This is a genomic window from Paraburkholderia sp. NPDC080076 (assembly GCF_050281145.1).
In the GTDB taxonomy this organism is placed as follows: domain Bacteria; phylum Pseudomonadota; class Gammaproteobacteria; order Burkholderiales; family Burkholderiaceae; genus Paraburkholderia.
The window spans coordinates 395,936-420,112 of record NZ_JBNNWQ010000002.1 but is presented as its reverse complement, the minus strand read 5'-3'; the positions used below and the strand labels follow the sequence as shown (position 1 = coordinate 420,112).

At 60.2% G+C, this 24,177-nt stretch carries 21 protein-coding genes and 1 pseudogene; 16 read left to right on the top strand and 6 right to left on the bottom strand.

Annotation, left to right across the window (positions count from 1 at the left end):
- Positions 1-526: 526 nt before the first annotated feature.
- From ACQKRQ_RS09260 to ACQKRQ_RS09245, 4 genes are read left to right on the top strand one after another with little or no spacing between them, the layout of a single operon-like run.
- Entirely contained in the window at positions 527-2,875 is a 2,349-nt protein-coding gene (locus ACQKRQ_RS09260) for a hypothetical protein (RefSeq protein ID WP_427476487.1), read from the top strand.
- The gene (locus ACQKRQ_RS09255; RefSeq protein WP_427476486.1) at positions 2,868-4,982 is read left to right on the top strand and encodes a hypothetical protein; all 2,115 of its coding nucleotides are present in this window, start codon (positions 2,868-2,870) and stop codon (positions 4,980-4,982) included. Before ACQKRQ_RS09260 ends, ACQKRQ_RS09255 begins: the two co-directional genes overlap by 8 nt.
- Positions 4,979-5,554 (top strand): hypothetical protein, encoded by a 576-nt coding sequence (locus ACQKRQ_RS09250; RefSeq protein WP_427476484.1) that lies wholly within the window; start codon positions 4,979-4,981, stop codon positions 5,552-5,554. The genes ACQKRQ_RS09255 and ACQKRQ_RS09250 overlap by 4 nt, the downstream gene beginning before the upstream one ends.
- Before the next feature lie 56 nt (positions 5,555-5,610).
- The gene (locus ACQKRQ_RS09245; protein ID WP_427476482.1) at positions 5,611-7,011 is read left to right on the top strand and encodes a tyrosine-type recombinase/integrase; all 1,401 of its coding nucleotides are present in this window, start codon (positions 5,611-5,613) and stop codon (positions 7,009-7,011) included.
- A 389-nt stretch (positions 7,012-7,400) separates the two neighbouring features.
- On the opposite strand, the pseudogene ACQKRQ_RS09240 reads toward ACQKRQ_RS09245, so the two are convergent.
- Together ACQKRQ_RS09240 and ACQKRQ_RS09235 are read right to left on the bottom strand one after the other, a co-directional pair.
- Positions 7,401-8,399: pseudogene (locus ACQKRQ_RS09240) on the bottom strand (YifB family Mg chelatase-like AAA ATPase); the annotation flags it as partial.
- 121 nt (positions 8,400-8,520) lie between these two features.
- The gene (locus tag ACQKRQ_RS09235) at positions 8,521-8,775 is read right to left on the bottom strand and encodes an accessory factor UbiK family protein (protein ID WP_012431591.1); all 255 of its coding nucleotides are present in this window, start codon (positions 8,773-8,775) and stop codon (positions 8,521-8,523) included.
- Positions 8,776-9,202: 427 nt separating this feature from the next.
- Here ACQKRQ_RS09235 and ACQKRQ_RS09230 point away from each other — a divergent pair, with 427 nt between their 5' ends.
- The 7 genes from ACQKRQ_RS09230 to ptsP all read left to right on the top strand — a co-directional run bounded on the left by ACQKRQ_RS09230 (position 9,203) and on the right by ptsP (position 16,968).
- The gene (locus tag ACQKRQ_RS09230) at positions 9,203-9,541 is read left to right on the top strand and encodes a P-II family nitrogen regulator (protein WP_006048089.1); all 339 of its coding nucleotides are present in this window, start codon (positions 9,203-9,205) and stop codon (positions 9,539-9,541) included.
- 44 nt (positions 9,542-9,585) lie between these two features.
- Positions 9,586-11,094 (top strand): ammonium transporter, encoded by a 1,509-nt coding sequence (locus ACQKRQ_RS09225; RefSeq protein ID WP_408178249.1) that lies wholly within the window; start codon positions 9,586-9,588, stop codon positions 11,092-11,094.
- A 236-nt stretch (positions 11,095-11,330) separates the two neighbouring features.
- A complete protein-coding gene (gshA, locus tag ACQKRQ_RS09220; protein WP_012431593.1) occupies positions 11,331-12,620 on the top strand; it encodes a glutamate--cysteine ligase in 1,290 nt (429 codons plus the stop codon).
- Positions 12,621-12,723: 103 nt separating this feature from the next.
- Positions 12,724-13,680, top strand: a complete 957-nt coding sequence (gshB, locus tag ACQKRQ_RS09215) for a glutathione synthase (protein WP_132376167.1) — start codon at positions 12,724-12,726, stop codon at positions 13,678-13,680.
- A gap of 343 nt (positions 13,681-14,023) precedes the next feature.
- On the top strand, positions 14,024-14,554 hold the full coding sequence (locus ACQKRQ_RS09210; protein WP_408248855.1) for a PTS sugar transporter subunit IIA: 531 nt from the start codon (positions 14,024-14,026) through the stop codon (positions 14,552-14,554).
- Positions 14,555-14,646: 92 nt separating this feature from the next.
- Positions 14,647-14,916 (top strand): HPr family phosphocarrier protein, encoded by a 270-nt coding sequence (locus ACQKRQ_RS09205; protein WP_012431596.1) that lies wholly within the window; start codon positions 14,647-14,649, stop codon positions 14,914-14,916.
- 303 nt (positions 14,917-15,219) lie between these two features.
- Positions 15,220-16,968 carry a phosphoenolpyruvate--protein phosphotransferase gene (gene ptsP / locus ACQKRQ_RS09200; RefSeq protein WP_132376165.1) on the top strand — a complete coding sequence of 583 codons (1,749 nt, stop codon included), beginning with the start codon at positions 15,220-15,222 and terminating at the stop codon, positions 16,966-16,968.
- An 83-nt stretch (positions 16,969-17,051) separates the two neighbouring features.
- Here ptsP and ACQKRQ_RS09195 read toward each other — a convergent pair whose 3' ends face one another.
- The 3 genes from ACQKRQ_RS09195 to gpmA form a co-directional block, all read right to left on the bottom strand.
- The gene (locus ACQKRQ_RS09195) at positions 17,052-17,810 is read right to left on the bottom strand and encodes a HesA/MoeB/ThiF family protein (RefSeq protein WP_427476476.1); all 759 of its coding nucleotides are present in this window, start codon (positions 17,808-17,810) and stop codon (positions 17,052-17,054) included.
- A gap of 167 nt (positions 17,811-17,977) precedes the next feature.
- Positions 17,978-19,558 (bottom strand): S41 family peptidase, encoded by a 1,581-nt coding sequence (locus ACQKRQ_RS09190; RefSeq protein WP_132376163.1) that lies wholly within the window; start codon positions 19,556-19,558, stop codon positions 17,978-17,980.
- Between the two features lie 304 nt (positions 19,559-19,862).
- Positions 19,863-20,612 carry a 2,3-diphosphoglycerate-dependent phosphoglycerate mutase gene (gpmA, locus tag ACQKRQ_RS09185; protein WP_132376162.1) on the bottom strand — a complete coding sequence of 250 codons (750 nt, stop codon included), beginning with the start codon at positions 20,610-20,612 and terminating at the stop codon, positions 19,863-19,865.
- A gap of 137 nt (positions 20,613-20,749) precedes the next feature.
- On the opposite strand from gpmA, the gene ACQKRQ_RS09180 reads away from it, so the two are divergent.
- The 5 genes from ACQKRQ_RS09180 (at position 20,750) to ACQKRQ_RS09160 (ending at position 23,724) form a co-directional block, all read left to right on the top strand.
- Positions 20,750-21,175, top strand: a complete 426-nt coding sequence (locus ACQKRQ_RS09180; RefSeq protein ID WP_012431601.1) for a rhodanese-like domain-containing protein — start codon at positions 20,750-20,752, stop codon at positions 21,173-21,175.
- The gene (gene grxC / locus ACQKRQ_RS09175) at positions 21,172-21,435 is read left to right on the top strand and encodes a glutaredoxin 3 (RefSeq protein WP_007179466.1); all 264 of its coding nucleotides are present in this window, start codon (positions 21,172-21,174) and stop codon (positions 21,433-21,435) included. The genes ACQKRQ_RS09180 and grxC overlap by 4 nt, the downstream gene beginning before the upstream one ends.
- Before the next feature lie 151 nt (positions 21,436-21,586).
- Positions 21,587-22,057 carry a protein-export chaperone SecB gene (secB, locus tag ACQKRQ_RS09170; protein ID WP_007179465.1) on the top strand — a complete coding sequence of 157 codons (471 nt, stop codon included), beginning with the start codon at positions 21,587-21,589 and terminating at the stop codon, positions 22,055-22,057.
- Positions 22,058-22,079: 22 nt separating this feature from the next.
- A complete protein-coding gene (locus tag ACQKRQ_RS09165; RefSeq protein WP_427476472.1) occupies positions 22,080-23,078 on the top strand; it encodes an NAD(P)H-dependent glycerol-3-phosphate dehydrogenase in 999 nt (332 codons plus the stop codon).
- A 97-nt stretch (positions 23,079-23,175) separates the two neighbouring features.
- Entirely contained in the window at positions 23,176-23,724 is a 549-nt protein-coding gene (locus ACQKRQ_RS09160) for an O-acetyl-ADP-ribose deacetylase (protein ID WP_427476470.1), read from the top strand.
- Here the strand turns inward: ACQKRQ_RS09160 and trmL are convergent.
- Positions 23,697-24,167: a tRNA (uridine(34)/cytosine(34)/5-carboxymethylaminomethyluridine(34)-2'-O)-methyltransferase TrmL gene (gene trmL / locus ACQKRQ_RS09155; protein ID WP_132376159.1), complete on the bottom strand. Its 471-nt coding sequence runs from the start codon at positions 24,165-24,167 to the stop codon at positions 23,697-23,699. The two genes, ACQKRQ_RS09160 and trmL, sit on opposite strands and share 28 nt — an antisense overlap.
- Between the last annotated feature and the right edge of the window lie 10 nt (positions 24,168-24,177).

Genomic DNA, 24,177 nt, shown 5'->3' with positions numbered 1-24,177 from the left:
ACGAACATCGACCTACATGCTTCGGAACGCAAGTTGCGTCCACTCACATCGAGCGCAGGGCTGTGAACTGTCGTCGATTCTGCCGGCCGATGCAGTCGGGGAAGCGGAAGTAGCCGCGCCAAATACCGGGGTTCGCGGAGACAACATTCCTCTTCTTAGCGAGGGACGTTTGACGCCTTTTTACTCATTGGCTGTCGTCCGGCTCAAAATAATTCTCGGCCTGGGGTCTCGGCAAAAGGTAAGCCGCACCCCCGAGCTTCCGCGTGGTTGGGCTGAAAGTCGAGGTTCTCCCTGCGGACGAACGGGCCGTGCGGTCGTTTCCGTGACGAGTAAGCAAGGCAAATCTACAGTGTGTTGATTCCAATACACCTACTGTATATTTGTTCAACGTTTACGCCAAAATGTAGTGTAAAAAACCAATAATATTAGTTTTTGAAGAAATGTGTGCTCTCATTCCTCCAGGTCCATGGGGCCTCCAGTGGCTTGCTAGCCAATAGCGAGCTGCGTTGAAAAAGGAGCGCACGAAATGCATCTCGTAGAAACCTCGGAGTTGCCGCATCAGGCGGTTCATATTTCGCGCGGTGAGAGAATGCTCCGCTCGCCGGCAATTTTCCGCGATGTCCGCTGGTACAGCGACCGACCTTTAAGTTATATCGGGCCAGCCGCACTACAGCTAATGTCTGAAGTTATCGGTGCTTGGGACCGCCCTTACCAAAGTTTGGGACGTACAGTTCTTCGCCTTCTTGATGGGTATCTCGCGATTACGGGGCAACGACTAAGGGTTCGTGCCGGAAAGCTAAGTCCCCGGTACGTACTCCAGGACTGCGGCGGAGCCCTGTATTCAGAGAAGTTCGTTTTTGCGACAGACAAGATGCGCGCCAACCTTCTGACCCGATTGCGGGCTATCGCGGTTGAGACAAACACTATGTCGCAAGAGGCGTTCGGCTCCGTCAGCACGAAGGGTCCAACGCCATTTTGGGACGCGAGCAGGAAAGAGTTTGAGGGGAGGAACGTTGACCCGGAGCAAGTCGAACTCCTGCGCGGCTGGCCGGTATCAAATTCTCAGGGCGGAGTCCGATGGTTTGACTTGAGTGAAATTCTGAAACGATATGGTCGCGAATTTGCGTTCGCGATGCAGCAATCGTTGCAGACGTTTCTGCGGCAAAGAAATCAAGAAAACGTCCACGGTATCAACGACTTTCTCCAATACCTCGCCGGTCTGCCGCCGGATTGGACGCGAGAGCATTTCAAACGGCCTTTCGACGTCTATGAGCTCTTCAACCAATACGCCATCCATTACGTCGAGTCTCGTGCGGACTCTTGGTCATATCCAGCAATACAGGCGAATTGGACCAAGTTCTGCAATGTCGTCAAGCAGTGCTTTACAGTGCACGGCGCTTTCGCTACTCCTGACTTTGATGTGCCACTGCTTCCCGTGAAGACAAGTAAGCGTCCCTATCATCGCTTAACGTCAGAAGGGGAAGTATTTGACAAGTTGCTGTCCCCGGTTGCAACGGAGTTCCAAAGCGATGAGGAGGCGCTGCAGACGTTCAAAATTCTCGACGCGGACATCGCCACAATACGGAGCTGGGCAGATGGCGCCACCGCCAATTCGTGGCGTAGGTTCGAAGAGTCCCGAGCCCTTGCTATGCAAGGAAGACCGAGAAGGATTGTGGAGCCTTCCGGAAGATTGACCGAAGGGTGGACTGATATCAATCGTCCCGACTGGAAGCAGAACGTCGCAGCAACGTTCGTTGAGCAAGGCTTCCAAACCACCGCAACTGACAAGCATTTGAACTTGCGTTACGGCCGAAACTGTTTGACTGAAGCTTCGCGCTTCCTTGCTCTCCCCGGCCGGGGGGCTCTGCTGCCGCATGCGGCCCTACTCGTGATGGATTGCCCTGGCATCACTCCAGCGCTCCTCACCGGAATCGAGCTATTCGACGACGACCATAGCGTGGCGAGTCTGGTTGACGTCGATAACCAATGGGTATTAGATGGGCACAAGCTCAGGCGAGGGGTAGAGAACGCCCAACAGTTCTTCGGGCTTTCAGAACGTGCGAAGGAAGTTGTCCGACAGGTACTTCTCTTGACTGCGCCTCTACGTGAGTTCCTGTGGAAGGCTGGCGACCCAAACTGGAAGAAGCTATTTCTCTCGTGTGGCAGAGCGTTTGCCACACCACGACCGGTCAGGTTCTCGAAGGACGTCGTTGGAGAGCATGACCGAATACCGATGCTGGCGAAGGAGTTCATGACCGCGTCGGCCTTACAGGCTGATGATGCGAAACAATTGGCCAGAAGGTTTAGTCTGGTATCGCTACGCTCAACGGTAATCACATGGGAATTCGTTCATGACAATGACTTGCTGAAGGCATCCATCCGAGCCGGCCACAAGCGATTTACGGGTAAGGACGTTGAACCCTACGTCCCGCCCGCAATCGTCCGGCACTTCGAGCAAGTCTGGGTCAGAAGGCTGCAGATAGTCACGCTTGCAGTTGCATTGAAGGGTAGCCGTTTCCTTCTTCGGGCAACGGGCTTTTCCTCGATGGACCAGTGTCACGTATTCCTAAAGGAATACGGGTTGAACTATGTCGATAATCTGGAGGAACGGGCTAAGTCAGTCAAAACGGAGACGACAGAGGCAATCATCGCCGTGGATGTGCACATGCTGACCGTGTTGGAGAGCCTTAGGTTAGCTGTCGCTGCTGCGGACCGGCAAGCGTCTCCGCTTGCATTGGCATGGGCTGACTTTGGTGAACGACTATCTGCGTACATCGAGGGTGTGCGGCCCGTGCGTGAGGACCTTCGTGTCATCCTTGAAGAAGCCAAAGCCAAGGCAAGTGCCGATATCTTCAAGGACATAATCCATGGCTGACTCGTTTGCTCAACAGGTAATCGAGACGCTTAAGCGGGCTGGCAACAGGACCGGAAATGCGCTCATGACTGCTCCATGGCTAACCAGCCCATTCGAAGCGCCACGCTGGCGCCTAAAATTTGCTGATGAAGAGATGGAATTGGACTGGCGTAAGCAGTTTGGAACTGGTCTGCTGACCTCCGAGTCGCACGCAGACACGCTTAATATCTTCAAGTGCTGGCTGACCATACAGTCACATCCGATAGTAAAAGGCCAAACTGTTCAATCCGATGAGTCGGCCAAGAAGCTCGTTCGCCAAACCTTGGCACAGATTGACTACCTCCTTCTCAACCCTGACATATTGCCGATTGCGGAGTTTGGTTTCGGTGCGATGACCGACTTCGACTTCCGCCAAATAATGTACGCTCAAGAATCAGCGGCGAGCGACATTTCGGCGCTTTACGAATGGGAACGCCATTTTGCGAACTATGCAGAATCCTTGTGCGTAGTCCATGGGCGTGGAATTGAAGAGACCATAGACACCAACGAATTTCTCTCGGAGGTCGATATTCCCGAGGAGGATTGGTCCTTAAAAGTCAATAAAGACACTCTTGTCCGATGGCGCGCCGCCTGCTGGATTGATGGGGACTACCAATCAATAGGAAATGCGGACTTTCGCCTAACGATAAATACGGTGAAAGTAGCAGGCAAGGTCTTCCGCAATACGATTGCAGGCACCGGGTCAAAGCCGTTGTTTCCCGAGATGGGGCTGCGTCCCATTGAGCGTTGCCGACGTGAGAAACCTGCCGTTCCTGTACGAGCTAGCGGCGAAAAGCCGACGAATGTGCAATTGGGGCTGCGACGGGCAAAGCTTCGAGCGTTATGCGCTTTAGGACGATTTGGATTGAAAGTGCCCTCCGGTCGCCTGCAAAGCGCGCTTGACCAAGGTATTGTGTCGAAGGACTCGACCCGTATTCTAGGCAGATATCATACGGTTCCTTTGCCTGTAATGTTTAGCGCCTTGCGCAATTCGACCGAATTCATGTACGAACACGGGGAACATGTTGTCGACTCGTACGTAGCGGTCTTGCGGGCAGCACATGCGGAGGGGGTCGACCCTCACACCTTCTCTGTCCGATTCGATATCCGTAGCGTTATTTGTGAAAAGACCCTCGCGCTGGGCGTGGAGCAGTTTTCGGGCGGCGTCGTGGCGCGTCGAGGTCGGGCAAAGCTTCGCCAGGTTTTTGACGACGTGGTTACCGAACAATACTTTCGTGGAGTTCGCGAAAATAGATACCTCGTTGAACTCGGTCGCGTACTTCTTGGTGCCGGGATAGAACACGTTGGGGCAATGTCTCAGCGCCGTCAACAGGAGTTGCTTGGACTTTCATATCGCGATGCATTAGATGAGGTAGGAAGATACATAGTCTTCTGGAGAGGTAAATCGGGAGTGCTAGACATTAAGCAAAAGGAAATAAGGCCCATACCCAAATCGTGCGCCGACTTCGTCGAGCTAAGTTCGCGTTTGCACGAAGGTATTGATGGGATTGGTGGCTATCAGGCTCATGCGGGGCTATTTGACGTGCCCGGTGTTTATGGATTGAGGCCTGCTTCGCATGTAGCGTTCAACTTCGCCCTCGATACCTTTTTCGATTATTTCAGCGGTACTACGGATGAATTGGGCCGACGCTGGTACGTTCGTCAACATCAAAATCGCAAGTTCCTCATCGTCGTCTTTTACTTCTTGACTGACTATTCAGATGAAGAGACGGTCAAGTTTATGCTTGCGCACTCTGACAAGTCAGCTCTCTACAACTATCTCACTAAGGAAGTGCCAAACGCCATGATGCGTGAAGTGCACGCCTATGTGTTACGAGAAAAGCTGAAGCATTTTCCTCACTCTGATTCAGACATCGAAGTGAGTGACGATGTGGCAATCAGGCTGGCCGATAGTGTGGAATCGTGGTTTGGTACCCGCGACTTCTCTTTGGTCGATGGAGATGCGCTCGAAGAATACCTGCTTTATGCGCAGGCAAGAGGTCTGAAAGTCGCTCCGCACTTCTTTGATATCGATGGAGTTCAAACTTTTCGGATAGCTATCACTGTGGAAAAAGGAGCGTCGCTATGATTGAGAATGCGTGTAGCAAACTGGAAAAGTCGGTCTCGGCGTTACACGACCTCTTGGGGGCAATCAATGAGAGGCCGGACGATTACGCGTCCGACGCAAAGTTGTTCGTTGCGCTCAAGCGTCAAGACCGCTTGGCGGCATTCGAAAATGAGAAGTACAAGGTGGCGAGGACATCTCGTAGCAGCGTCGAGCGAGTTTGTAATAAGTTGCTCAAGGGAGGCTTTCGAACATTTGATGGGCTACGCGTGACTGCCTTGGAACGGCTTCGCGAGGCTCGGTCCCGGCTAAATCGACCGAAACGGCGCACCCGTGACTATTACAAAACGAAGACGCATGACCTTGACGACACCGTGCAATTGGGACTGATGGATTGCATGAACCTGACCACGGCGCTCTACAAAGCACTCGAGGCTGGTCGGGAGTTGGCCAAGCATGTCGAAGAACCTGTGCAGTTGGAGTACTGGCGCCGCGAGGAGAAAGACGTCCTTGCAATGCTGAGCCTCGTAAAAAAACTGGTGGTTGTGAGAGGGACGGATGTTGAGGTTTGGGCCCAACGAGTGAGGGAACTATGAATCTGCGGCGGAAACTGTTTCGACTCGCTCCCAAGGGCAGCCTGATATGTTCCAGCGTGGAACGAGTCACCGGTCGTGTCCTCACTGTTTCAGCCGAGGCGTTGCCGCTTCCCACCTGGCCGGATGGTCACTGGTGTGGAGAGGTTGCGCTATTTATTAGAGAAGCGGCAGCAAAAAACCTATCAGTATTGGAACGCGGAGGGACGCTAGGAACGCTTGCGTCTTTGCTTAGTCACGTCATCCGATTCTCATGGGTCAATAAAATCTCCTTAGTTAAGTTCGACAACGATGTCTTCACGAAATTCATGGAATCGCTAAGTGTGGAAAAGGTCTATGTGCAAGGTGAACTGCAAGAAAAGCGAGGCGGTTCCCAATGCCAGAAGATTGGCAAGCTGACTTTGAATTTTTTGGAGTTTGTCGGGAAACTGCATCGAGTTGACATGGTCTCCGAACGCGGTCCGAATATCAGGGCCGAGCGCCGAGTTTCAGTCGCGAAGGGCAAGCATCAGGCGCCGGGCCTAGCGCGTGCCTACTGGTATCACGCTTCCTTCCCCAAAAAATCGGGAAAGAAAAAGCGTTTTCTTATTAGCTTGGACTACATAAACAAGCTTAGGCGTGCGGCAGCAAAGCTCAAAGCCAAGCCGTTCGTGAAACAGAGATTGCTCGTCACCATTCAACTTCTCGAGTCCTTTGGTGCGCGAAATGTTGAGCTCGTTCGTTTAAAGACGAAAGACATTTTGGCGGCAATTGAGGATAAAACGAGGTACGTGAGAATTTTCAATGCAAAAAGGAGAACTGGAAGCGAAGTTGATAGAACTAGATTCGTAAAAATTAGCGCAAGTGATTTGCAGTTCTTTAAAACTTATATCTCAATCTATCGAGCTCCTCTGGTCAGGAAGAAGCTCGGGGCAGAAGCAGACCACGGTTTTATGCTAGTTAGTTGGAGAACCGGCCGCCCCTTAGCTGCGGGTACTTTGACGGCGGACCTGCGTCGGCTTCGGGTCGCTGCCGGAATCAAGGGTAAGGCGCATCCGCATCTTTTCCGCCACCGCTACGTCACCCTGAAACTCCTTGAACTTATCAAGGCGCACAACTTGACCGATAAGACCGGGTTCAAGGCAAATTTCAAGATACCTGCGTTTGCGCGGGAAGTTGCCGAATCAACCGGGCACACAAGCATTGCCTCTCTGGAAACATATATTGACTGGGCTTTTGTGCTGTTAAGGACTTCCTCCGGCGCGCGCAAAGAGGTCGACCTTGGCGAGTTGCTTAAAAGTGCGGTCAGCGCCAAATCTGTTCTCGAGGCGAAGCGCAAGATACTTTCTGATAAAGAATTCGGCGACGAAGTACTGTTGATTCTACAAGCCGTTATTGCTGAAATTAATCAGGTGGACACCGCTGCAAAGGACGCTGCTGGTGCTCAAACCATCGACGACATCTTGGGCCAAATGAGCTAGGGGCGATTCAAAGCTCCATCCTGCTGCCGTCGAGTCTGTGATTCTCGCGATGCGGCGGTGGGCGCCCCCTGTGCGTCGAACTTCCCCGCCTGCAGGCAATTGCCCCTTTTGCAAGTCAAGCATCTTTTCTGTGCCGGTTGCGACATTGCCATATTGCGTGGGTAGGACGTTGCGTCTCACGCGTCGCGCCGCATCCCTCTTTCCTATTCGAGCTTTCCGATAGCGAGCTCGGGGTCTGCACGTAGTCAGCCTCCGATTGTAAGGAACGGGGCTGAATGGATGGTCGCAAAAAGTTGTTCAGCCGAGCGATTGCGCAAAATCGACGTAAGCGGTTGTTTGGAACACGATTTTTGCTTGAGCAACAATGTGACTAAGCGCGGAGTCAGCGGTTCGTCGAGAAAGAGCACGCCTAGATGCGCCAGCGTGATTTCACCGGGCTGCGGCGGATTGCGCCCGCCGACCAGCGCCACGGCGCTCGACGAATGATGCGGGGCGCGAAACGGCCGTCGACGCCATTCCGAGGGCGTGAAACCGGCCCGGCTGGCGGACAGCAGGGCAGCGGAGGCGAGCGCTTCGTCGTCGGTCATGGGCGGCAGCAGGCCCGGCAGACGGGCGGCGAGCATCGATTTGCCCGCGCCCGGCGGCCCGACCAGCAAGACGTGATGGCCGCCGGCCGCGGCGACTTCAAGCGCCCGGCGCGCGCCGCGTTGCCCGATGACATCGCCCATATCCGGTACGACGGCGGCTGGGCTTTCGGCGAGGTCCGGCACGGCGATTGGATAGAGCCGCGCGTCTGGCGCTCCCGCGAGATGGGCGCACAGCAAAGGCAGATCGGCTGCGCCGTAGACATCGACGCCGGGTACGAGCGCCGCTTCCGCCGCGCTCGAAGCGGGCAGATAGAGCTGAGGCGTGGAATGAGCGGGCGACTCGCATGCGGCAAGCGCGCTCGCAATCCCGACGGACTGCGGCGCACCGCCGCCTTGAGCCACGGCGCTGCGCGCCGTTCCGCACGCCATGGCGAAAGCGCCGCGCATCGGCCTGAGCGCGCCGGTCAACGACAGTTCGCCCGCGAATTCACGATGCAGCAAGGACTCGGCGGGAATCTGGCCGCTCGCGGCGAGGATGCCCAACGCGATTGGCAGATCGAAGCGGCCGGATTCCTTGGGCAGATCGGCGGGCGCGAGATTGACGGTGATGCGTCGGACGGGGAAGTCAAAATTGCAGTTCTGCAGCGCCGCGCGCACGCGCTCGCGGCTTTCGCGCACTTCCAGATCAGGCAGCCCGACGATCGAGAAAGAGGGTAACCCGTTCGCGAGGTGGACCTCGACGGTTACTTCCGGCGCGCGGCCAGAGGCCGGCGCGCGACTGCGCACCACGGCAAGCGACATGTTTTCTCCCGTCGGACGGCGCGCCGAGGGCGCGCGCAAGTCCCCTAAAACGCTGATGACGTCACGGCTCGCTTGCCTGTGATGTGCAGCACTGCGCGGCGACTCCGCCGCGAGCAAAGCGTTACGGCGTTTGCGTGACCGGCAGCTTCTGTTCGAGCTCGGCGACGCGGCGTTCCAGTTCTTCCAGGCGAGCGCGCGTGCGCACCAGCACCTGGGTCTGGGTATCGAATTCCTCACGCGTGACCAGATCGAGCTTCGAGAAACCCTGCGACAGCATGGCTTTGACGTTGCGCTCGACATCTTTGGCCGGCGAGTTCTTGAACAGCTCGCTCATGCGGGCCTGAAAGTCGTTAAAAACATCGTTCGGTTGTTTCATGGTGTTCCCCTAGGTGCACAAAAACTGTGCATGTTTCGTTACGCCTGTGCCTTGTGACGGCAAATGGGCGGTGTTGGTGCATGGCCCGTTGCGTGCCGTTGCCGCATGAGCCCCTTTGGTGCGCGCCCGTGCGTTCAAAACCTTCGAACACTCTAGCAACGATCCATACGCCGCGCCAGCGTGCCCCCGCCAACGTTGGCCGTCCGGCCAGGGCGGCTTGCGCCCCTTTTGCCACAGCCACGGTGCGCAGTCTGACACAACATGGCATGCGAGTTGCTGTTACTGCCCCGCGCGCACTGCCGGCGCCTTTTTACCGGCAGCGGAACGAGACCACGCGAACGTGCTACGGGAACGCACGAGAGTTACGCAACGAAAGTCAGGCAACACGGGTTACGCAAACGGGTTACGCAACTAAGCGAGGGATTTCATGAAACTCATTACCGCAATCATCAAGCCGTTCAAGCTCGATGAGGCGCGCGAAGCCTTGTCGGCCATCGGCGTCTCGGGCATCACGGTGACAGAAGTCAAAGGCTTCGGTCGCCAGAAGGGCCATACGGAGCTGTATCGCGGCGCTGAATACGTCGTCGATTTTCTCCCGAAGGTGAAGATCGAGGCCGCTGTCTCGGACGACATCGTCGACCAGGCGATCGAGGCGCTCGAACGCGCGGCACGCACCGGCAAGATCGGCGACGGCAAGATCTTCGTCACGCCGATCGAACAAGTGATTCGGATCCGTACCGGGGAGACCGGCGCGGACGCTCTGTAATACCAAAAGATAGCGACACAGATAGCGACAAGAGGAAACGAAAGATGCGCAAATTAATGATGTCCTTGCTGATGGCCGGTTCGCTGCTCGCGGGCGGTATCGGCGCCGCCCTCGCGGACGACGCTTCCGCCCCCGCAGCCGCCTCGGCCGCTGCTTCCGATACGACGGCGAGCGCGCCGGCGCCGGACGCTTCGGCAGCACCTGCTGCCGCCGCGGCCTCGGCACCGGCCGCTGACGCATCCGCCGCACCGGCTGCCAGCGCGGCTGCCGCCGCACCCGCAGCATCGGACGCTGCGCCGGCTGCCCCGACCGCGCCGTTCTCGGTCGATTCGTCGAAGATCAATTCGGGCGACACGGCCTGGATGCTGACCTCCACCGCGCTCGTGCTGTTCATGACGATTCCGGGTCTGGCGCTGTTTTACGGCGGCATGGTCCGCAAGAAGAGCGTGCTCGCGATCCTGATGCAAAGCTTCGCGATCACCTGCCTCGTGTCGATCATCTGGGTCGTGGTGGGCTACAGCCTCGCCTTCACGCCTGGCGGATCGTTCATTGGCGGCTTCTCGCGCTTCTTCATGTCGGGCATGAACTACATCAAGGGCGACAAGGCCACGACACTGACCGTCAGCCACCTCGCGCCGACGATCCCGGAAACGGTCTACGTCGTCTATCAGATGACGTTCGCGATCATTACCCCGGCGCTGATCACGGGCGCGTTTGCCGACCGTATGAAGTTCTCGGCCATGCTGGTGTTCATGACGCTGTGGTCGATCATCGTCTACTCGCCGATCGCTCACATGGTGTGGGAACCGACCGGCTGGCTGGCTAGCGCGGGCATCCTCGACTTCGCAGGCGGCACGGTGGTGCACATCAACGCCGGTATCGCAGCGCTGGTCTGCGCTCTGGTGCTCGGCAAGCGTGTCGGCTACGGCAAGGAAGCGATGGCGCCGCACAACCTGACGCTCACGCTGATCGGTGGCGCCATGCTGTGGGTAGGCTGGTTCGGCTTCAACGCGGGTTCGGCAGTGGCGGCTGACGGCCGTGCCGGTTTCGCGATGTTCGCCACGCAAGTGGCAACGGCGGCAGCAGCACTCGCATGGATGTTCGCCGAATGGGCAGCCAAGGGTAAGCCGTCGGTGCTCGGTATCGTGTCGGGCGCAGTGGCGGGTCTCGTGGCGATCACGCCGGCTTCGGGCTTCGTCGGTATGGCGGGTTCGCTGGTGATCGGTATCGTGGCAGGCGTGGTCTGCTTCTGGTCGGCAACGTGGCTCAAGCACAAGCTCGGTTACGACGACTCGCTCGACGCGTTCGGCGTGCACTGCATCGGCGGTATCGTGGGTGCGCTGCTGACCGGTGTGTTCGCGGTGAAGGACATCGGCGGCGCGGACGGCAGCGTGATCCTGCAAGCCAAGGGCGTGCTGACGACGCTGATCTACAGCGGTGTGGTGAGCTACATCCTGCTGAAGGTGATCGACATGGTGATGGGCCTGCGAGTGACCGAAGAACAGGAACGCGAAGGTCTGGACGTGACGCTGCACGGCGAACACGTCGAATAAGCAACGCACGGCGAGCCCGCGCTCCCGGGCTCGCTGGATCACGAATAAGCGCAGCGATTTTGGCCCGCCTTCATGGCGGGCTTTTTTCTTGCGGGCTATCTTGTAAACGGTAGTTTTCCCCGCCTATCATGGCGATAGCGAGAATGCATTCGCGTCCGCTTGCGAATGGAGAAACCGTCCCCAAATGGACAAAGCATTTGCTCTACAATCTTTTTTCTCCAGTCTGCGAGTGATCAATGGTTCCGCACCTAGTTACGGCGTTAAACGGCCCGCTGCTCGATCTTGAGCGGAAGATCCTCGACGCTACCCCCGCCATCGAACGCTGGTTCCGGCTCGAATGGCAGGAGCACACGCCGCCGTTCTACTGTTCCGTCGATCTGCGCAACGCGGGCTTCAAGCTCGCGCCGGTCGACACCAATCTGTTTCCCGGCGCATTCAACAATCTGCCGCAGGAAGTGTTGCCGCTCGCCGTGCAGGCCGCGATGGCATCGATCGAGAAGATCTGCCCGGACGCCAAGAACCTGCTGGTGATTCCCGAACGCCACACGCGCAACGCCTTTTATCTCGAGAATGTCGCCCGTCTGGCCGCGATCATGCGCCAGGCCGGCTTGAACGTGCGTTTCGGCACGCTCGACGAAACCATCAACGGGCCGGTCACGATCGCCCTCTCCGACGGCCAGAAGCTCGTGCTCGAACCGCTCGAGCGCTCGCAGCGGCGCCTCGGCCTGAAGAATTTCGACCCGTGCTCGATTCTGCTGAATAACGATCTGTCGGGCGGCATTCCGCCCGTGCTCGAAAATCTGCACGAGCAGTATCTGCTGCCGCCGCTGCATGCGGGCTGGGCCGTGCGCCGTAAATCGACGCATTTTTCCTGCTACGACGACGTCGCGAAAAAGTTCGCGAAGATGGTCGAGATCGATCCGTGGATGATCAATCCGTACTTCGCGCACGTGGAAGGCGTCGACTTCCAGGAGCGCACCGGCGAGGAAGCGCTGACGGACGCGATCGACGGGGTGCTGAAGAAGATCGCCAAGAAGTATCGCGAGTACGGCATCTCCGAAAAACCGTATGTCGTCATCAAGTCGGATGCGGGCACGTACGGCATGGGTGTGATGACCGTGCACGACGCGTCGGAAGTCGCCGCGCTTACCAAGCGCGAACGCGCCAAGATGGCCGCGACCAAAGACGGCCTCGAAGTGCATGACGTGATCGTGCAGGAAGGCGTGTACACCTTCGAGCGCATCGGGGAAGAAGTGGCCGAGCCGGTCGTGTACATGATCGACCGCTATGTGGTGGGCGGCTTCTATCGCGTGCACGGCAGCCGCGAGCGCGATCAGAATCTGAACGCGCCGGGCATGCACTTCGTGCCGCTCGGCTTCGAGCATACGGCGCTGCCCGACGCGCACGCCAAGCCCGGCGCGGCGCCGCCGAACCGCTTCTATATGTACGGCGTGGTGGCGCGGCTCGGACTGCTGGCCGCATCGGTGGAACTGGAAAAGACCGATCCGGAAGCGATTCAGGTCTAAGCCCACCTTGAGTGGTCGATGGCGGCATGCGTGCCGCCATCGCCATTTTCAACGACTATATTTACGATCAATGCCAAGCCCGTCAGGGCGCACCGGGACCTTCATGGACATTCTTTTCATCGCCGATCCGCTCACGCAATTCAAGATCTACAAAGACTCGACCTACGCGATGATGGCCGAAGCGGCGCGCCGCGGTCACGTGGTGTACACGTGTGAGCCGAAGCATCTGGCGTGGACGGGGGGCGACGTCGAGGCGAACGTGCAGCGCTTTGCGATTGTCGGCGACGTCACCGATCTGCATCGCGAAGTCTGGTACGACGCCGAACCGGCCGCACCGCGCACGCTCAAGAGCTTCAGCGCCGTGGTGATGCGCAAAGACCCGCCGTTCGACATGGAATACGTCACGTCGACTTGGCTGCTCGAAATGGCCGAACGCGGCGGCGCGCGCATCTTCAACAAACCGCAGGCGATTCGCGATCACTCGGAAAAGCTCGCGATCGGCGAGTTCGCGGAGTTCGTGGCGCCCACGCTGGTTACGCGCGACGCAACCCGTTTGCGCGCCTTCCATGAGGAGCACGGCGACGTGATCCTGAAGCCGCTCGACGGCATGGGCGGCATGGGCGTGTTTCGCGTGAAGGCCGACGGCATGAACCTCGGTTCGATCATCGAAATGCTGAGTCACGATGGCGCGCGTTCGGTGATGGCGCAAAAATTCATCCCCGAGATCAAGGAGGGCGACAAGCGCATCCTGCTGATCGGTGGTGAAGCCGTGCCGTATTCGCTCGCGCGTATTCCTCAGGGCAATGAAGTGCGCGGCAATCTCGCGGCCGGTGGCCTCGGCGTGGCGCGTCCGCTGACCGAGCATGACCGCAAGATCGCCGATACGCTGGCGCCGGTGCTGGCCGCGCGCGGTTTGGTGCTGGTGGGGCTGGACGCGATCGGCGACTGGCTGACCGAAGTGAACGTGACGAGCCCGACGTGTTTCCGCGAGATCATGGATCAAACCGGCTTCGACGTCGCCGCCATGTTCATCGACGCCTTGGAGCGCGCGGCGGCTTGATGGCGCGGCCGATTGGCGGCACTTGAATGCCCGCCATGTCCCCCAAACTGTGTAGTAAATCCGCATCACGCAGCACGCCGGATTTGGCGCGAAAATGAGCCTGATACAATGCCCGCTCCTCCGCGCCAGGCGCAGTCGCTGGCACCTGACGGGTGTCACAGGCATGGTTTGCGGACTGTAGGCGAGCAGTGTTTCGCTGGCGCAGGCACGAGGCCATGCGCGGCGGGCCGCTCGTCAAACGATGCGTTCCGGCCCTCATGGCCCACGGCCGGCAGAGGGCGCTGACGAACCGGGCTTGGGCCCGGTCCACGGTTCGGGGCCGTTCTTTTGCAGTAAGGCTGACATGGCAGGCATTCTGATCATTGCGCACGCTCCGTTCGCCACCGCGTTGCGCGATTGTATTTCGCACATCTATGGTGGCTTGCCGGCTCGCATCGGCGTAATCGACGTATCGCCGGATTGTGATCCCGCACAGCAGGTTGCGTTTGCGAACTCGGAAATCGAGCGCCTCAAGGAAGAAAACGGCGCGCTCGTCCTCACGGATATGTTCGGCGCCACTCCGGCGAATATCGCCGGCCGGCTCGCGTCGCTGCCGGACGTGCGCGTACTGTGCGGCGTCAACTTGCCGATGCTGGTGCGCGCAGTCTGTTATCGCGCCACGCCGCTCGACACGCTGGTCGACAAGGCACTCGCCGGCGCTACCAAGGGCGTGCATGCGATCGGACCGGCGACCCCGGCGCCCGTCGCGCCGACTGCGGAGTCCGGCGACTGTTTGCCGGCTCTGCCGCCCGATGCGGCGTGCGGTGGCGCGTGCTTGCCGGCCTTGCCGGCCGACGCGGACCTGACGCAGAAAGCCGACTCGGCTGGCTTGTAAGTAGCTCGGCCGGCGTGTCAGGGTGTCAAACGCATTGCAACCGCTTAGCAGTTTCACTTTTCACAACACTTACCCGCGCTTCGGACCATCACATGCTGCAACAGGAAACGACTATTGTGAACAAGCTGGGGCTGCACGCGCGCGCGTCGGCCAAGTTGACGCAACTCGCGGGCAACTACCAGGCGGAAATCTGGATGAGCCGCAATGGCCGCCGCATCAATGCCAAGAGCATCATGGGTGTGATGATGTTGGCCGCGGGCATCGGCAGCACGGTGCTGATCGAAACGGAAGGCTCCGACGAAAAAGAAGCGATGGACGCATTGTTGAAACTGATTGCCGATAAATTCGGCGAAGGGCAGTGAGCTAACGCGTCCACGTTGCGATGAGCAAAAACGCCGCGGTTGTCCGCGGCGTTTTTTTTAGCGCGTGACAATGGCTAGACGAAACGCGCGTGAGGGCGCGCGCGTCGAGACGCACATGCAGGATTCGCATTGCCGAAACGCGAGACGGATGAAGGCGCATCACTACGGCTGCTTACGGTATTTCGTGCTGCACTGCACACAGCCCCAGCGCACCTGCAAAGGGCGCGGAATTTATAATGACGACCAGTGTCTGAGAGCATTGCAGCGGTTTGCCGCGGCATTACACAACTAGAGGAGGTGCGCGTGTCCTTCACGCTGCATGGAATTCCCGTGTCACGCGGTATCGCCATCGGGCGGGCTTATCTGATCGCCCCGGCTGCACTTGACGTAGACCACTATCTGATCGAACCCGCCCAGATCGAGAGCGAGATCGAACGCTTTCGCGCGGCCCAGCAACACGTGCATCAAGAGCTCGACACGCTGCGCGCCGATCTCGCCGCGGACGCGCCCAGTGAAATGGGCGCGTTCATCACCGTTCATTCAATGATCCTGAACGATGCGATGCTCGTGCAGGAAACCTTCGACCTGATCCGCACGCGCCGCTACAACGTGGAGTGGGCGCTGACCGAACAACTCGAGCGCCTGTCGCGTCATTTCGACGATATCGAAGACGAGTACCTGCGCGAGCGCAAAGCCGACATCGAACAGGTGGTGGAGCGCGTGCTGAAGGCGCTTGCCGGTGCGTCGGTGGCGCTGGGCGCTGGCGTGCACGGCGCCTGCGACGAGATGATCGTGGTCGCCCACGACATCGCGCCGGCCGACATGATGCAGTTCAAGACCCAGACGTTTCAGGGTTTCGTCACGGACCTCGGTGGCCGCACGTCGCATACGGCGATCGTCGCGCGCAGCCTGGGCATTCCGGCCGCGGTCGGCGTGCAGCACGCGAGCGCGCTGATTCGTCAGGACGACCTGATCATCGTCGACGGCGATCACGGCATTGTGATCGTCGACCCCGCGCCGATCGTGCTGGAAGAGTACTCATATCGGCAGAGCGAGAAAGCGCTCGAACAGCGCAAGCTGCAGCGGCTGAAGTTTTCGCCCACGCAGACGCTGTGCGGCACCCGCATCGAACTGTGCGCGAACATCGAGTTGCCGGACGACGCGCTCGCCGCGATCGACGCGGGTGCGACGGGCGTCGGCCTGTTCCGCACCGAGTTCCTGTTCATGAATCACAAGGACCGTTTGCCGGAAGAGGAAGAGCAGTTCGGCGCGTACCGTCGCGCGGTCGAGTTGATGAACGGCCTGCCGGTCACCATCCGCACGATCGACGTGGGCGCCGACAAGCCGCTCGATTCGATGAGCGGGGGCGACGGCTACGAAACCGCAGCGAACCCGGCCTTGGGGCTGAGAGCGATTCGCTGGAGCCTCTCCGAGCCGCAGATGTTCCTCACGCAGTTGCGCGCGATTCTGCGCGCGTCGGCGTTCGGCTCGGTGAAGATTCTGATTCCGATGCTCGCGCATGCGCAGGAAATCGACCAGACGCTCGATCTGATTCGCGAAGCCAAGCGCCAGCTCGACGACGCGGGCATGGCCTACGATCCGAACGTGCAGGTCGGCGCGATGATCGAGATCCCAGCCGCCGCGATCGCGTTGCCGCTCTTCCTGAAGCGGCTCGATTTTCTGTCGATCGGCACCAACGATCTGATCCAGTACACGCTCGCGATCGATCGCGCGGACAACTCGGTCGCGCATCTGTACGACCCGCTGCATCCGGCCGTGCTGCATCTGATCGCGTTCACGCTGCGCGAAGCGAAGCGGGCCGGCGTGCCGGTTTCGGTGTGTGGTGAGATGGCGGGGGATCCGGCGTTGACGCGTCTATTGCTCGGCATGGGCCTCACCGAATTTTCGATGCATCCGAGCCAGTTGCTGGTGGTCAAGCAGGAAGTGCTGCGCTCGCATCTGAAGACGCTGGAGAAGCCGGTGGCGGATGTGCTGGCTTCGTTCGAACCGGAAGAAGTGCAGGCTGCCCTCAAGCGCGTGATGCTGGCCTGAGTCGCCGCGTTCGCTCCGTCAGATAAAGAAACGCCGCACGTTGTGCGGCGTTTCTGTTTTAGCGTGCGGTTGAGGCGCTGGCGTCAAGCCGTGTGCGTCTGCCCGCATACCGGGCAATCCGGCTGGCGCGCGACGCGCATCGTGGTCCACTCCATCCGCAGCGAATCGAGCATCATCAGGCGGCCAAGCAACGGCGTGCCGATTGCGCCGATCACCTTGAGCGCTTCGGCGGCCTGCATCGAACCGACGATGCCGACCGTTGGCGCGAACACGCCCATGGTCGAGCACGCGACTTCCTCGAACGGCTGGTCCTCGGGAAATACGCAGGCATAGCAGGGCGAAGCTTGGTCGCGGAAATCGAAGGTGCTGATCTGGCCGTCGAAGCGCAACGCCGCGCCCGACACCAGCGGCACGCCGTGCTTAACACAGGCGCGGTTGATCGCATGGCGCGTCGCGAAGTTGTCGGTGCAATCGAGCACGACGGTCGCATTCGGCACGTGCGCGTCGAGCCACGCGTCGTCGACGCGCTCGGCCACCGCGTTCACCACGACCTCGGGATTGATCTGTGCGATCGTGTCGCGCCCGGACTCCACCTTCTTGCGTCCGACGGACGCCGTCACGTGCAGGATCTGCCGCTGCAGGTTGGTCAGGTCGACCGTATCGGCATCGACGAGTGTCAAGCGGCCGACGCCGGCCGCCGCCAGATACATCGCAGCGGGCGAACCCAGGCCGCCAGCGCCGACGATGATCGCGTGCGCGTCGATAAAGCGCTGCTGCGCCTCGATACCGATTTCATCGACGAGGATGTGGCGGGAATAGCGAAGGAGTTGATCGTCGTTCATGGCGGGGCGCGTGAATGTGTCGCGCGCTGAGATGCAGGACCGATGGGCCTGCCGTGCGCGTTTTCGATATTTTAATCGCGCCGGGAGCGGGTGTTCTTGCTGGTGCCGGGTATGACAGCGTGTCTTCGCAGCATGTTCCGCTGCGAAGACACGTCAGGTTTTGCTGCTTAGTTGCTTTGCGAAGCAGGCGCCGGCACCGGGCCCGATGCGCCCGGCACCGGTTGCGTCGGCTTCACCGCGACCGGCGCGGACGCCGACGTGGCCGGCTTGTTCTGCGCGAGACGGCGCTCGGTCAGCGACTTCGATTCCTGCACCTGCTTGCCCTCCAGCTTGTTCAGAGCCTGTTGCAGCATGAAGTCGTCGGTCGAACCGAATTCCACCGGCTTGCGCTCACGATCCTTCTGACGCTGTTCCGGCGTCTTCTTATCGTTCTGCTCTTCGAGCTGGCGCAACTGGTCCATGCGTTCCTGTTCGCGCTGTTCCGCTTCCTTCTTCTCGTTCGGGTCTTGCGTGTTCGCAAGGTGATTCGAGTAGTCGACTTCGCGGGTGACGAGTGCGTCGTCCGGATCGCCTTCTGCGTATTGATCGACCGCGATGTCAGGACGGATGCCCTTGTTCTGGATCGAACGGCCGCTCGGCGTGTAGTAGTACGCCGTGGTCAGACGTAGCGCGGTGTCGGCCGTCATGGGGCGCACGGTCTGCACCGAACCCTTGCCGAACGTAGTCTTGCCGACGATCAGCGCACGATGCTGATCCTGCAGCGCGCCCGCGACGATTTCCGACGCCGACGCGGAGTACGCGTTGGTCAGTACGATCATCGGCACGGTCTTGAAGATCGGCGCTTCGTCTTTCAGCGGATCGCTGTCGAAGGATTGCAGGCGGTAGTTGTCGTAGGTGTCGCGATAGACCTGTTTCGAATCCGGAATCTGGCCGTTGGTGGACACCACAACCGAATTCGGCGGCAGGAACGCGCCGGCCACGCCGACTGCGCTTTGCAGCAGACCGCCGCCGTTGTTGCGCAGGTCGAGCACGAGGCCCTTCAGATTCGGCTGCTGACGCGCGATGTCTTGCAGTTTCGCGGCCAGATCAGGCGTGGTGCGCTCCTGGAAGCTGGTTACCCGCACATAGGCGTAGCCCGGCGCGAGGATCTTCATCTTGACCGACTGGACCTTGATGATTGCGCGCGTGACGGTGAGCGGGAACGTGCGGTCGTCGGTCTTGCGGAAGATCGTGAGCGTGACCTTGGTGCCCGGGTCGCCGCGCATCTGCTTGACCGCCTGGTCGAGCGTCATGCCGCGCACGGGTTTGTCGTTGATACGCGTGATCAGGTCACCCGGACGGATGCCGGCGCGGAACGCGGGCGTATCCTCGATTGGCGAAATCACCTTGATCAATCCGTCTTCTGACGAAATTTCGATGCCGAGACCGGCGAAGCGACCCTTGGTCTGCTCCTGCAGTTCTTCGTAATCGGTCTTGTCGAGATACGACGAGTGCGGGTCGAGGCTCGACACCATGCCCTTGATGGCGGCGGTGAGAAGCTTTTTATCGTCGACCGGTTCGACGTACTCGTGCTTGATTTGCCCGAAGACTTCGGCAAAGAGCCTGAGCTGGTCCAGCGGCAGCGGTGCAACAGCGTTCGACGCTGCGCTGGCGGGTTGCTGGGCCGAAGCCGAGAGTTGCAGGGTGGCAAATACACCGGTAGCAAGGCCCGCGGCAATCAGGCCGATATTTTTCAGGTTCTTTCGCATAGAGTCTGTTGCGGTCGGAAGCGCGTGGCAGCGTCGATAGAGATGGGGACGGACAAGTATAACTGCACACCCGCCAACTCAGGGCGCGGCGCAGCCAATCGTGATTCGACAGCACGCGCCGGGCCCGGTTCGTGGGATTGCGCGCACAACGATGAAGTAATGTGCCGTAACGGACTGATGGCGGCCAGAAGGGCGCTCGCAAATGACGTGAGCCGCGCTGACCGGTGTGTCTTGCCGGGCGGCGCGGCCCTTTTGCCGCCATTGCGCTGCATTTCTGACAGCAGCATGGCGGCAAGATGGCAGATCAGCCCGCCGCCTTACCCTGCTTGGCGACGGCGGCCTGCGCTTTGGCGATCGCTTCCTGGTCGCCCAGATAGTAGTGCTTGATAGGCTTCAGGTTTTCGTCGAGTTCATAGACGAGCGGCACGCCGTTCGGAATATTCAGGCCGACGATGTCGTCGTCCGAAATATTGTCCAGGTATTTCACCAGTGCGCGGATCGAGTTGCCGTGGGCCGCGATCACGAGCTTGCGGCCCGACTTGATGGCCGGCGCAATCGACTCGTTCCACAGGGGCAGAACGCGCGCGACCGTGTCTTTCAGGCATTCGGTGAGCGGCAGTTGCTCGCGCGGCACCTTGGCGTAGCGCGGATCGTCGTACGGTGCGCGCTCGTCCGTCGGTTCGAGCGCCGGCGGCGGCGTGTCGTAGCTGCGGCGCCAGACCAGCACCTGCTCGTCGCCGAACTTGGCGGCCGTTTCCGCCTTGTTCAGCCCCGACAGCGCGCCGTAGTGGCGTTCATTCAGACGCCACGAATGCACCACCGGCAGGTACATCAGATCCATTTTGTCCTGCACGTGCCACAAGGTGCGGATCGCGCGCTTGAGCACCGATGTGTAGGCGATATCGAACGTGTAGCCCGATTCCTTCAGCAGCACGCCCGCTTGCTGCGCCTCATTGTTGCCCTGCTCGGTAAGGTCGACGTCGACCCAGCCCGTGAAGCGGTTTTCCTTGTTCCACGTCGATTCGCCGTGGCGGATGAGAACGAGTTTGTACATGAGATTGCCGGTCGGTAGTGAAGAAGCCGTCAAGCGCCGCGGAGGTCCTCTAGAGGAGCGCCGCCATCGCGTCAGATGGTTATTTTATAATGGCTGGATTGCCCTTTCCGATTTCTCCCTTTTTCGGCGGATTTTCCGTGAAGTTTTTCACTGATTACACAAACCTTGTACTGATCGCGATCGTCCTCATCTCCGGTGGGTTGCTGCTGTGGCCGACGATCAGCCGGCGCGGCCGTGGCGGCCTCTCGGCCGCTGAAGCCACGCAACTGATCAACCGGCGCAATGCGGCGGTCATCGATCTGCGTCCGTCCGCCGACTACGCCAAAGGGCATTTGCCCGCGGCACGGCACCTTGAATTTGCAGAGTTGCAGGCGAAAGTCGCGCAACTCGTGAAAAACAAGAGCAACCCGGTGCTGCTGGTATGCCAGACCGGCCAGCAGTCGAACAAGGCAGCGCGTATCGTGCAGGATGCAGGTTATGCGGAAGTCCATGTTCTCGAAGGCGGTGTCGACGCCTGGCAGAAAGCCGGCATGCCGGTTGTGAAACAAGGAGCAGCGAAGTGAACAAAGTGATCATGTACAGCACCCAGGTGTGCCCGTATTGCCAGATGGCCGAACGTCTTTTAAAGTCGCGCGGCGTCGAGCACGTTGAAAAGGTACTGATCGACAAAGACCCGGCCCGTCGTGAGGAAATGATGACCCGGACCGGTCGCCGCACGGTGCCGCAGGTATTCATCGGCGAGACGCATGTGGGCGGGTACGATGACCTCTCAGCGCTCGATCGCGCGGGCGGTTTGATGCCGCTGCTCGAAGCAACCGCCTGAATTCGCGCGCCCGCGGGCGCGTGAGCAGGGCGGATGAACACCAAGCCGGCGCGGCCTCGCCTCTTCAGGGCGGGCGGCGCGCCGCAACGATCTGGCGGCCCATGCAAGCATGGGCCGCCGCCATGCATACCTATCAGGGAATCACTTCATCATGTCCGACGAGAATAACCAGCCGTTCTTCAACATCCAGCGCATCTACCTGAAGGACATGTCGCTCGAGCAGCCGAATTCGCCGGGCATCTTCCTCGAGCAGGAAATGCCCTCGGTCGAAGTCGAAGTCGACGTGAAGGCCGAGCGCCTCGCCGACACCGTGTTCGAAATCCTCGTCACGGGCACGGTCACGGCCAAGGTGTCGGACAAGGTTGCGTTCCTGATCGAAGCCAAGCAAGCCGGCATTTTCGACATCCGCAACATTCCGGCTGAGCAGATCGATCCGCTGGTCGGCATTGCCTGCCCGACCATCCTGTTCCCGTACCTGCGCTCGAACATCGCCGACGCGATCACTCGCGCCGGTTTCCCGCCGATCCACCTCGCCGAGATCAATTTCCAGGCGCTGTACGAGCAACGCCTCGCGCAGATGGGTGGCCAGGACGGCGCGGCGCAAAACGGCGTCACGCACTAAAGTGCCGCAGGCAGTGCCGGCTATGAAGGTTGCTGTCCTTGGCGCCGGCGCGTGGGGCACAGCCCTCGCCGGCCATCTGGCCGTACGGCACGACACGGTGTTGTGGGCGCGCGAGCCTGCGCTCATTGCCGATCTCTCCGCTTCGCACGAAAACGCCCGCTATCTGGCGGGCGTTGCTTTGCCGCCGGCGCTTCGCTATGAAGCCGATCTGAACGCGGCGCTCGACCACGCGCTCGCCGACGATGCGTTATGCGTCGTGGCGACGCCCGTCGCCGGACTGCGCGGTTTGTTTCAGGCCATGCGCGATGCGGGTAAAGTGCCGGCGCATGTGGTGTGGTTGTGCAAAGGTTTTGAAGCCGATTCACAGTTGATGCCGCATCAGGTGGTCGCGGCCGAATTGCCGGAGCACGGCAGTAACGGCGTGTTGTCCGGTCCGAGCTTTGCGCGCGAAGTCGGGCAGGGCTTGCCGGTCGCGCTGACCATCGCGAGCGCGTCGGCGGCGTGCCGCGAGCGTACGGTCGCCGCGTTTCATCATGGCGCCGTGCGCATCTATACCGGCGACGACGTCGTCGGCGTGGAAGTGGGCGGCGCGGTGAAAAACGTGCTGGCCATTGCAACGGGCATCGCCGACGGCCTCGGCCTCGGTCTGAACGCACGCGCGGCCCTGATCACGCGCGGCCTCGCTGAAATGTCGCGCCTCGGCGTGACGCTCGGCGGACGGGCGGAAACGTTCACCGGTTTGACCGGCCTGGGCGATCTGATCCTGACCGCAACCGGCGATCTGTCGCGCAATCGCACGGTCGGCCTGCAACTCGCCGCGGGCCGCACGCTCGACGATATTCTCGGCGCCCTCGGTCACGTGGCCGAAGGCGTGCGTTGCGCGCAAGCGGTCCTGGCGATTGCTCGCGCGCATGCCATCGAGATGCCGATCACGCAGGCGGTCTGTGCCGTGCTGTTCGACGGCGTGGCGCCGCGCGACGCCGTCAGCGCCCTGCTGCGGCGCGACTCCAAAGCTGAATAAGCCTTGTCTTTCAGCCGTTTGGCGCGCAAAAGCGCTGAACGGCTGCCCGCTATCGCTGTCCACGTTTTTATCGACGCTTCGGATCAGCGAGGTTCCCATGCTCAGATTCAATCGTTGCACGCTGGAAGCACGCGTGGTCGACATCACCACGCTCGCCGTGGATGCGATTGTCAACGCCGCGAATACGTCGCTATTGGGCGGAGGCGGCGTGGACGGCGCGATTCATCGCGCGGCCGGCAAGGATTTGCTGCGCGAATGTGAAACGTTGGGCGGTTGCGCGACCGGCGACGCGAAGCTGACCGGCGCCTACCGTCTGCCGGCTAAACATGTGATTCATGCCGTCGGCCCGGTCTGGCGTGGCGGGACGCATGGTGAGGCCGACTTGCTCGCGTCCTGCTATCAGCGCTCGCTCGAGGTGGCGCGCGAGGCGCAGTGCAAAAGCATCGCGTTCCCCGCGATTAGTTGCGGCATCTACCATTTTCCCGCTGACGAGGCCGTGCGAATTGCGGTCGGCACGGTGCTCGACACTTTGCCGCGCATGCCGCAAATCGAACAGGTGGTGTTCGCCTGTTTCGACGACGCCATGTTGGCGCGCTACGAGGCCGAATTGAAACGCGGTCAGGCGCCGCCTTCGAAGCCGGTCTGACGCCACGCTTCGAACACCACGACCGCGACGGTATTCGATAGATTCAGGCTGCGGTTGCCCGGACGCATGGGCAGGCGCACGCGTTGCTCGTTGGCGAACTGGTCGAGCACCGAGTCGGGCAGGCCGCGCGTTTCGGCGCCGAACACGAACCAGTCGCCGGATTGAAACGCGTGCTCGTGAAAGCGGCCCGAGCCGCGCGTGGTGAAGGCGAACATGCGCGCCGGGTCCGGCGATTCCTTGGCGATGAACGCCGCCCAGTCAGCGTGCACGTTCATCTGCGCGTACTCGTGATAGTCGAGGCCGGCGCGGCGCAACTTGGCGTCGTCGAGCGGAAAGCCGAGCGGCTCGATCAGATGCAGCCGGGCGCCGGTGTTGGCGCACAGGCGGATCACGTTGCCGGTGTTCGGCGGGATTTCCGGTTCTACGAGAACGACATTGAACATGGTGAACTCA

Bases quoted from the DNA above. Each gene is read 5' to 3' on its own strand.
- ACQKRQ_RS09255 (WP_427476486.1), top strand. From the start codon at position 2,868: ATGGCTGACTCGTTTGCTCAACAGGTAATCGAGACGCTTAAGCGGGCT.
- ACQKRQ_RS09210 (WP_408248855.1), top strand. From the start codon at position 14,024: ATGGCAGGCATTCTGATCATTGCGCACGCTCCGTTCGCCACCGCGTTG.
- ACQKRQ_RS09190 (WP_132376163.1), bottom strand. From the start codon at position 19,558: ATGCGAAAGAACCTGAAAAATATCGGCCTGATTGCCGCGGGCCTTGCT.
- ACQKRQ_RS09260 (WP_427476487.1), top strand. From the start codon at position 527: ATGCATCTCGTAGAAACCTCGGAGTTGCCGCATCAGGCGGTTCATATT.
- ACQKRQ_RS09160 (WP_427476470.1), top strand. From the start codon at position 23,176: ATGCTCAGATTCAATCGTTGCACGCTGGAAGCACGCGTGGTCGACATC.
- ACQKRQ_RS09225 (WP_408178249.1), top strand. From the start codon at position 9,586: ATGCGCAAATTAATGATGTCCTTGCTGATGGCCGGTTCGCTGCTCGCG.
- ACQKRQ_RS09250 (WP_427476484.1), top strand. From the start codon at position 4,979: ATGATTGAGAATGCGTGTAGCAAACTGGAAAAGTCGGTCTCGGCGTTA.
- gshA (WP_012431593.1), top strand. From the start codon at position 11,331: ATGGTTCCGCACCTAGTTACGGCGTTAAACGGCCCGCTGCTCGATCTT.
- ACQKRQ_RS09235 (WP_012431591.1), bottom strand. From the start codon at position 8,775: ATGAAACAACCGAACGATGTTTTTAACGACTTTCAGGCCCGCATGAGC.
- ACQKRQ_RS09205 (WP_012431596.1), top strand. From the start codon at position 14,647: ATGCTGCAACAGGAAACGACTATTGTGAACAAGCTGGGGCTGCACGCG.
- secB (WP_007179465.1), top strand. From the start codon at position 21,587: ATGTCCGACGAGAATAACCAGCCGTTCTTCAACATCCAGCGCATCTAC.
- ACQKRQ_RS09165 (WP_427476472.1), top strand. From the start codon at position 22,080: ATGAAGGTTGCTGTCCTTGGCGCCGGCGCGTGGGGCACAGCCCTCGCC.
- ACQKRQ_RS09195 (WP_427476476.1), bottom strand. From the start codon at position 17,810: ATGAACGACGATCAACTCCTTCGCTATTCCCGCCACATCCTCGTCGAT.
- ACQKRQ_RS09230 (WP_006048089.1), top strand. From the start codon at position 9,203: ATGAAACTCATTACCGCAATCATCAAGCCGTTCAAGCTCGATGAGGCG.
- trmL (WP_132376159.1), bottom strand. From the start codon at position 24,167: ATGTTCAATGTCGTTCTCGTAGAACCGGAAATCCCGCCGAACACCGGC.
- gpmA (WP_132376162.1), bottom strand. From the start codon at position 20,612: ATGTACAAACTCGTTCTCATCCGCCACGGCGAATCGACGTGGAACAAG.
- gshB (WP_132376167.1), top strand. From the start codon at position 12,724: ATGGACATTCTTTTCATCGCCGATCCGCTCACGCAATTCAAGATCTAC.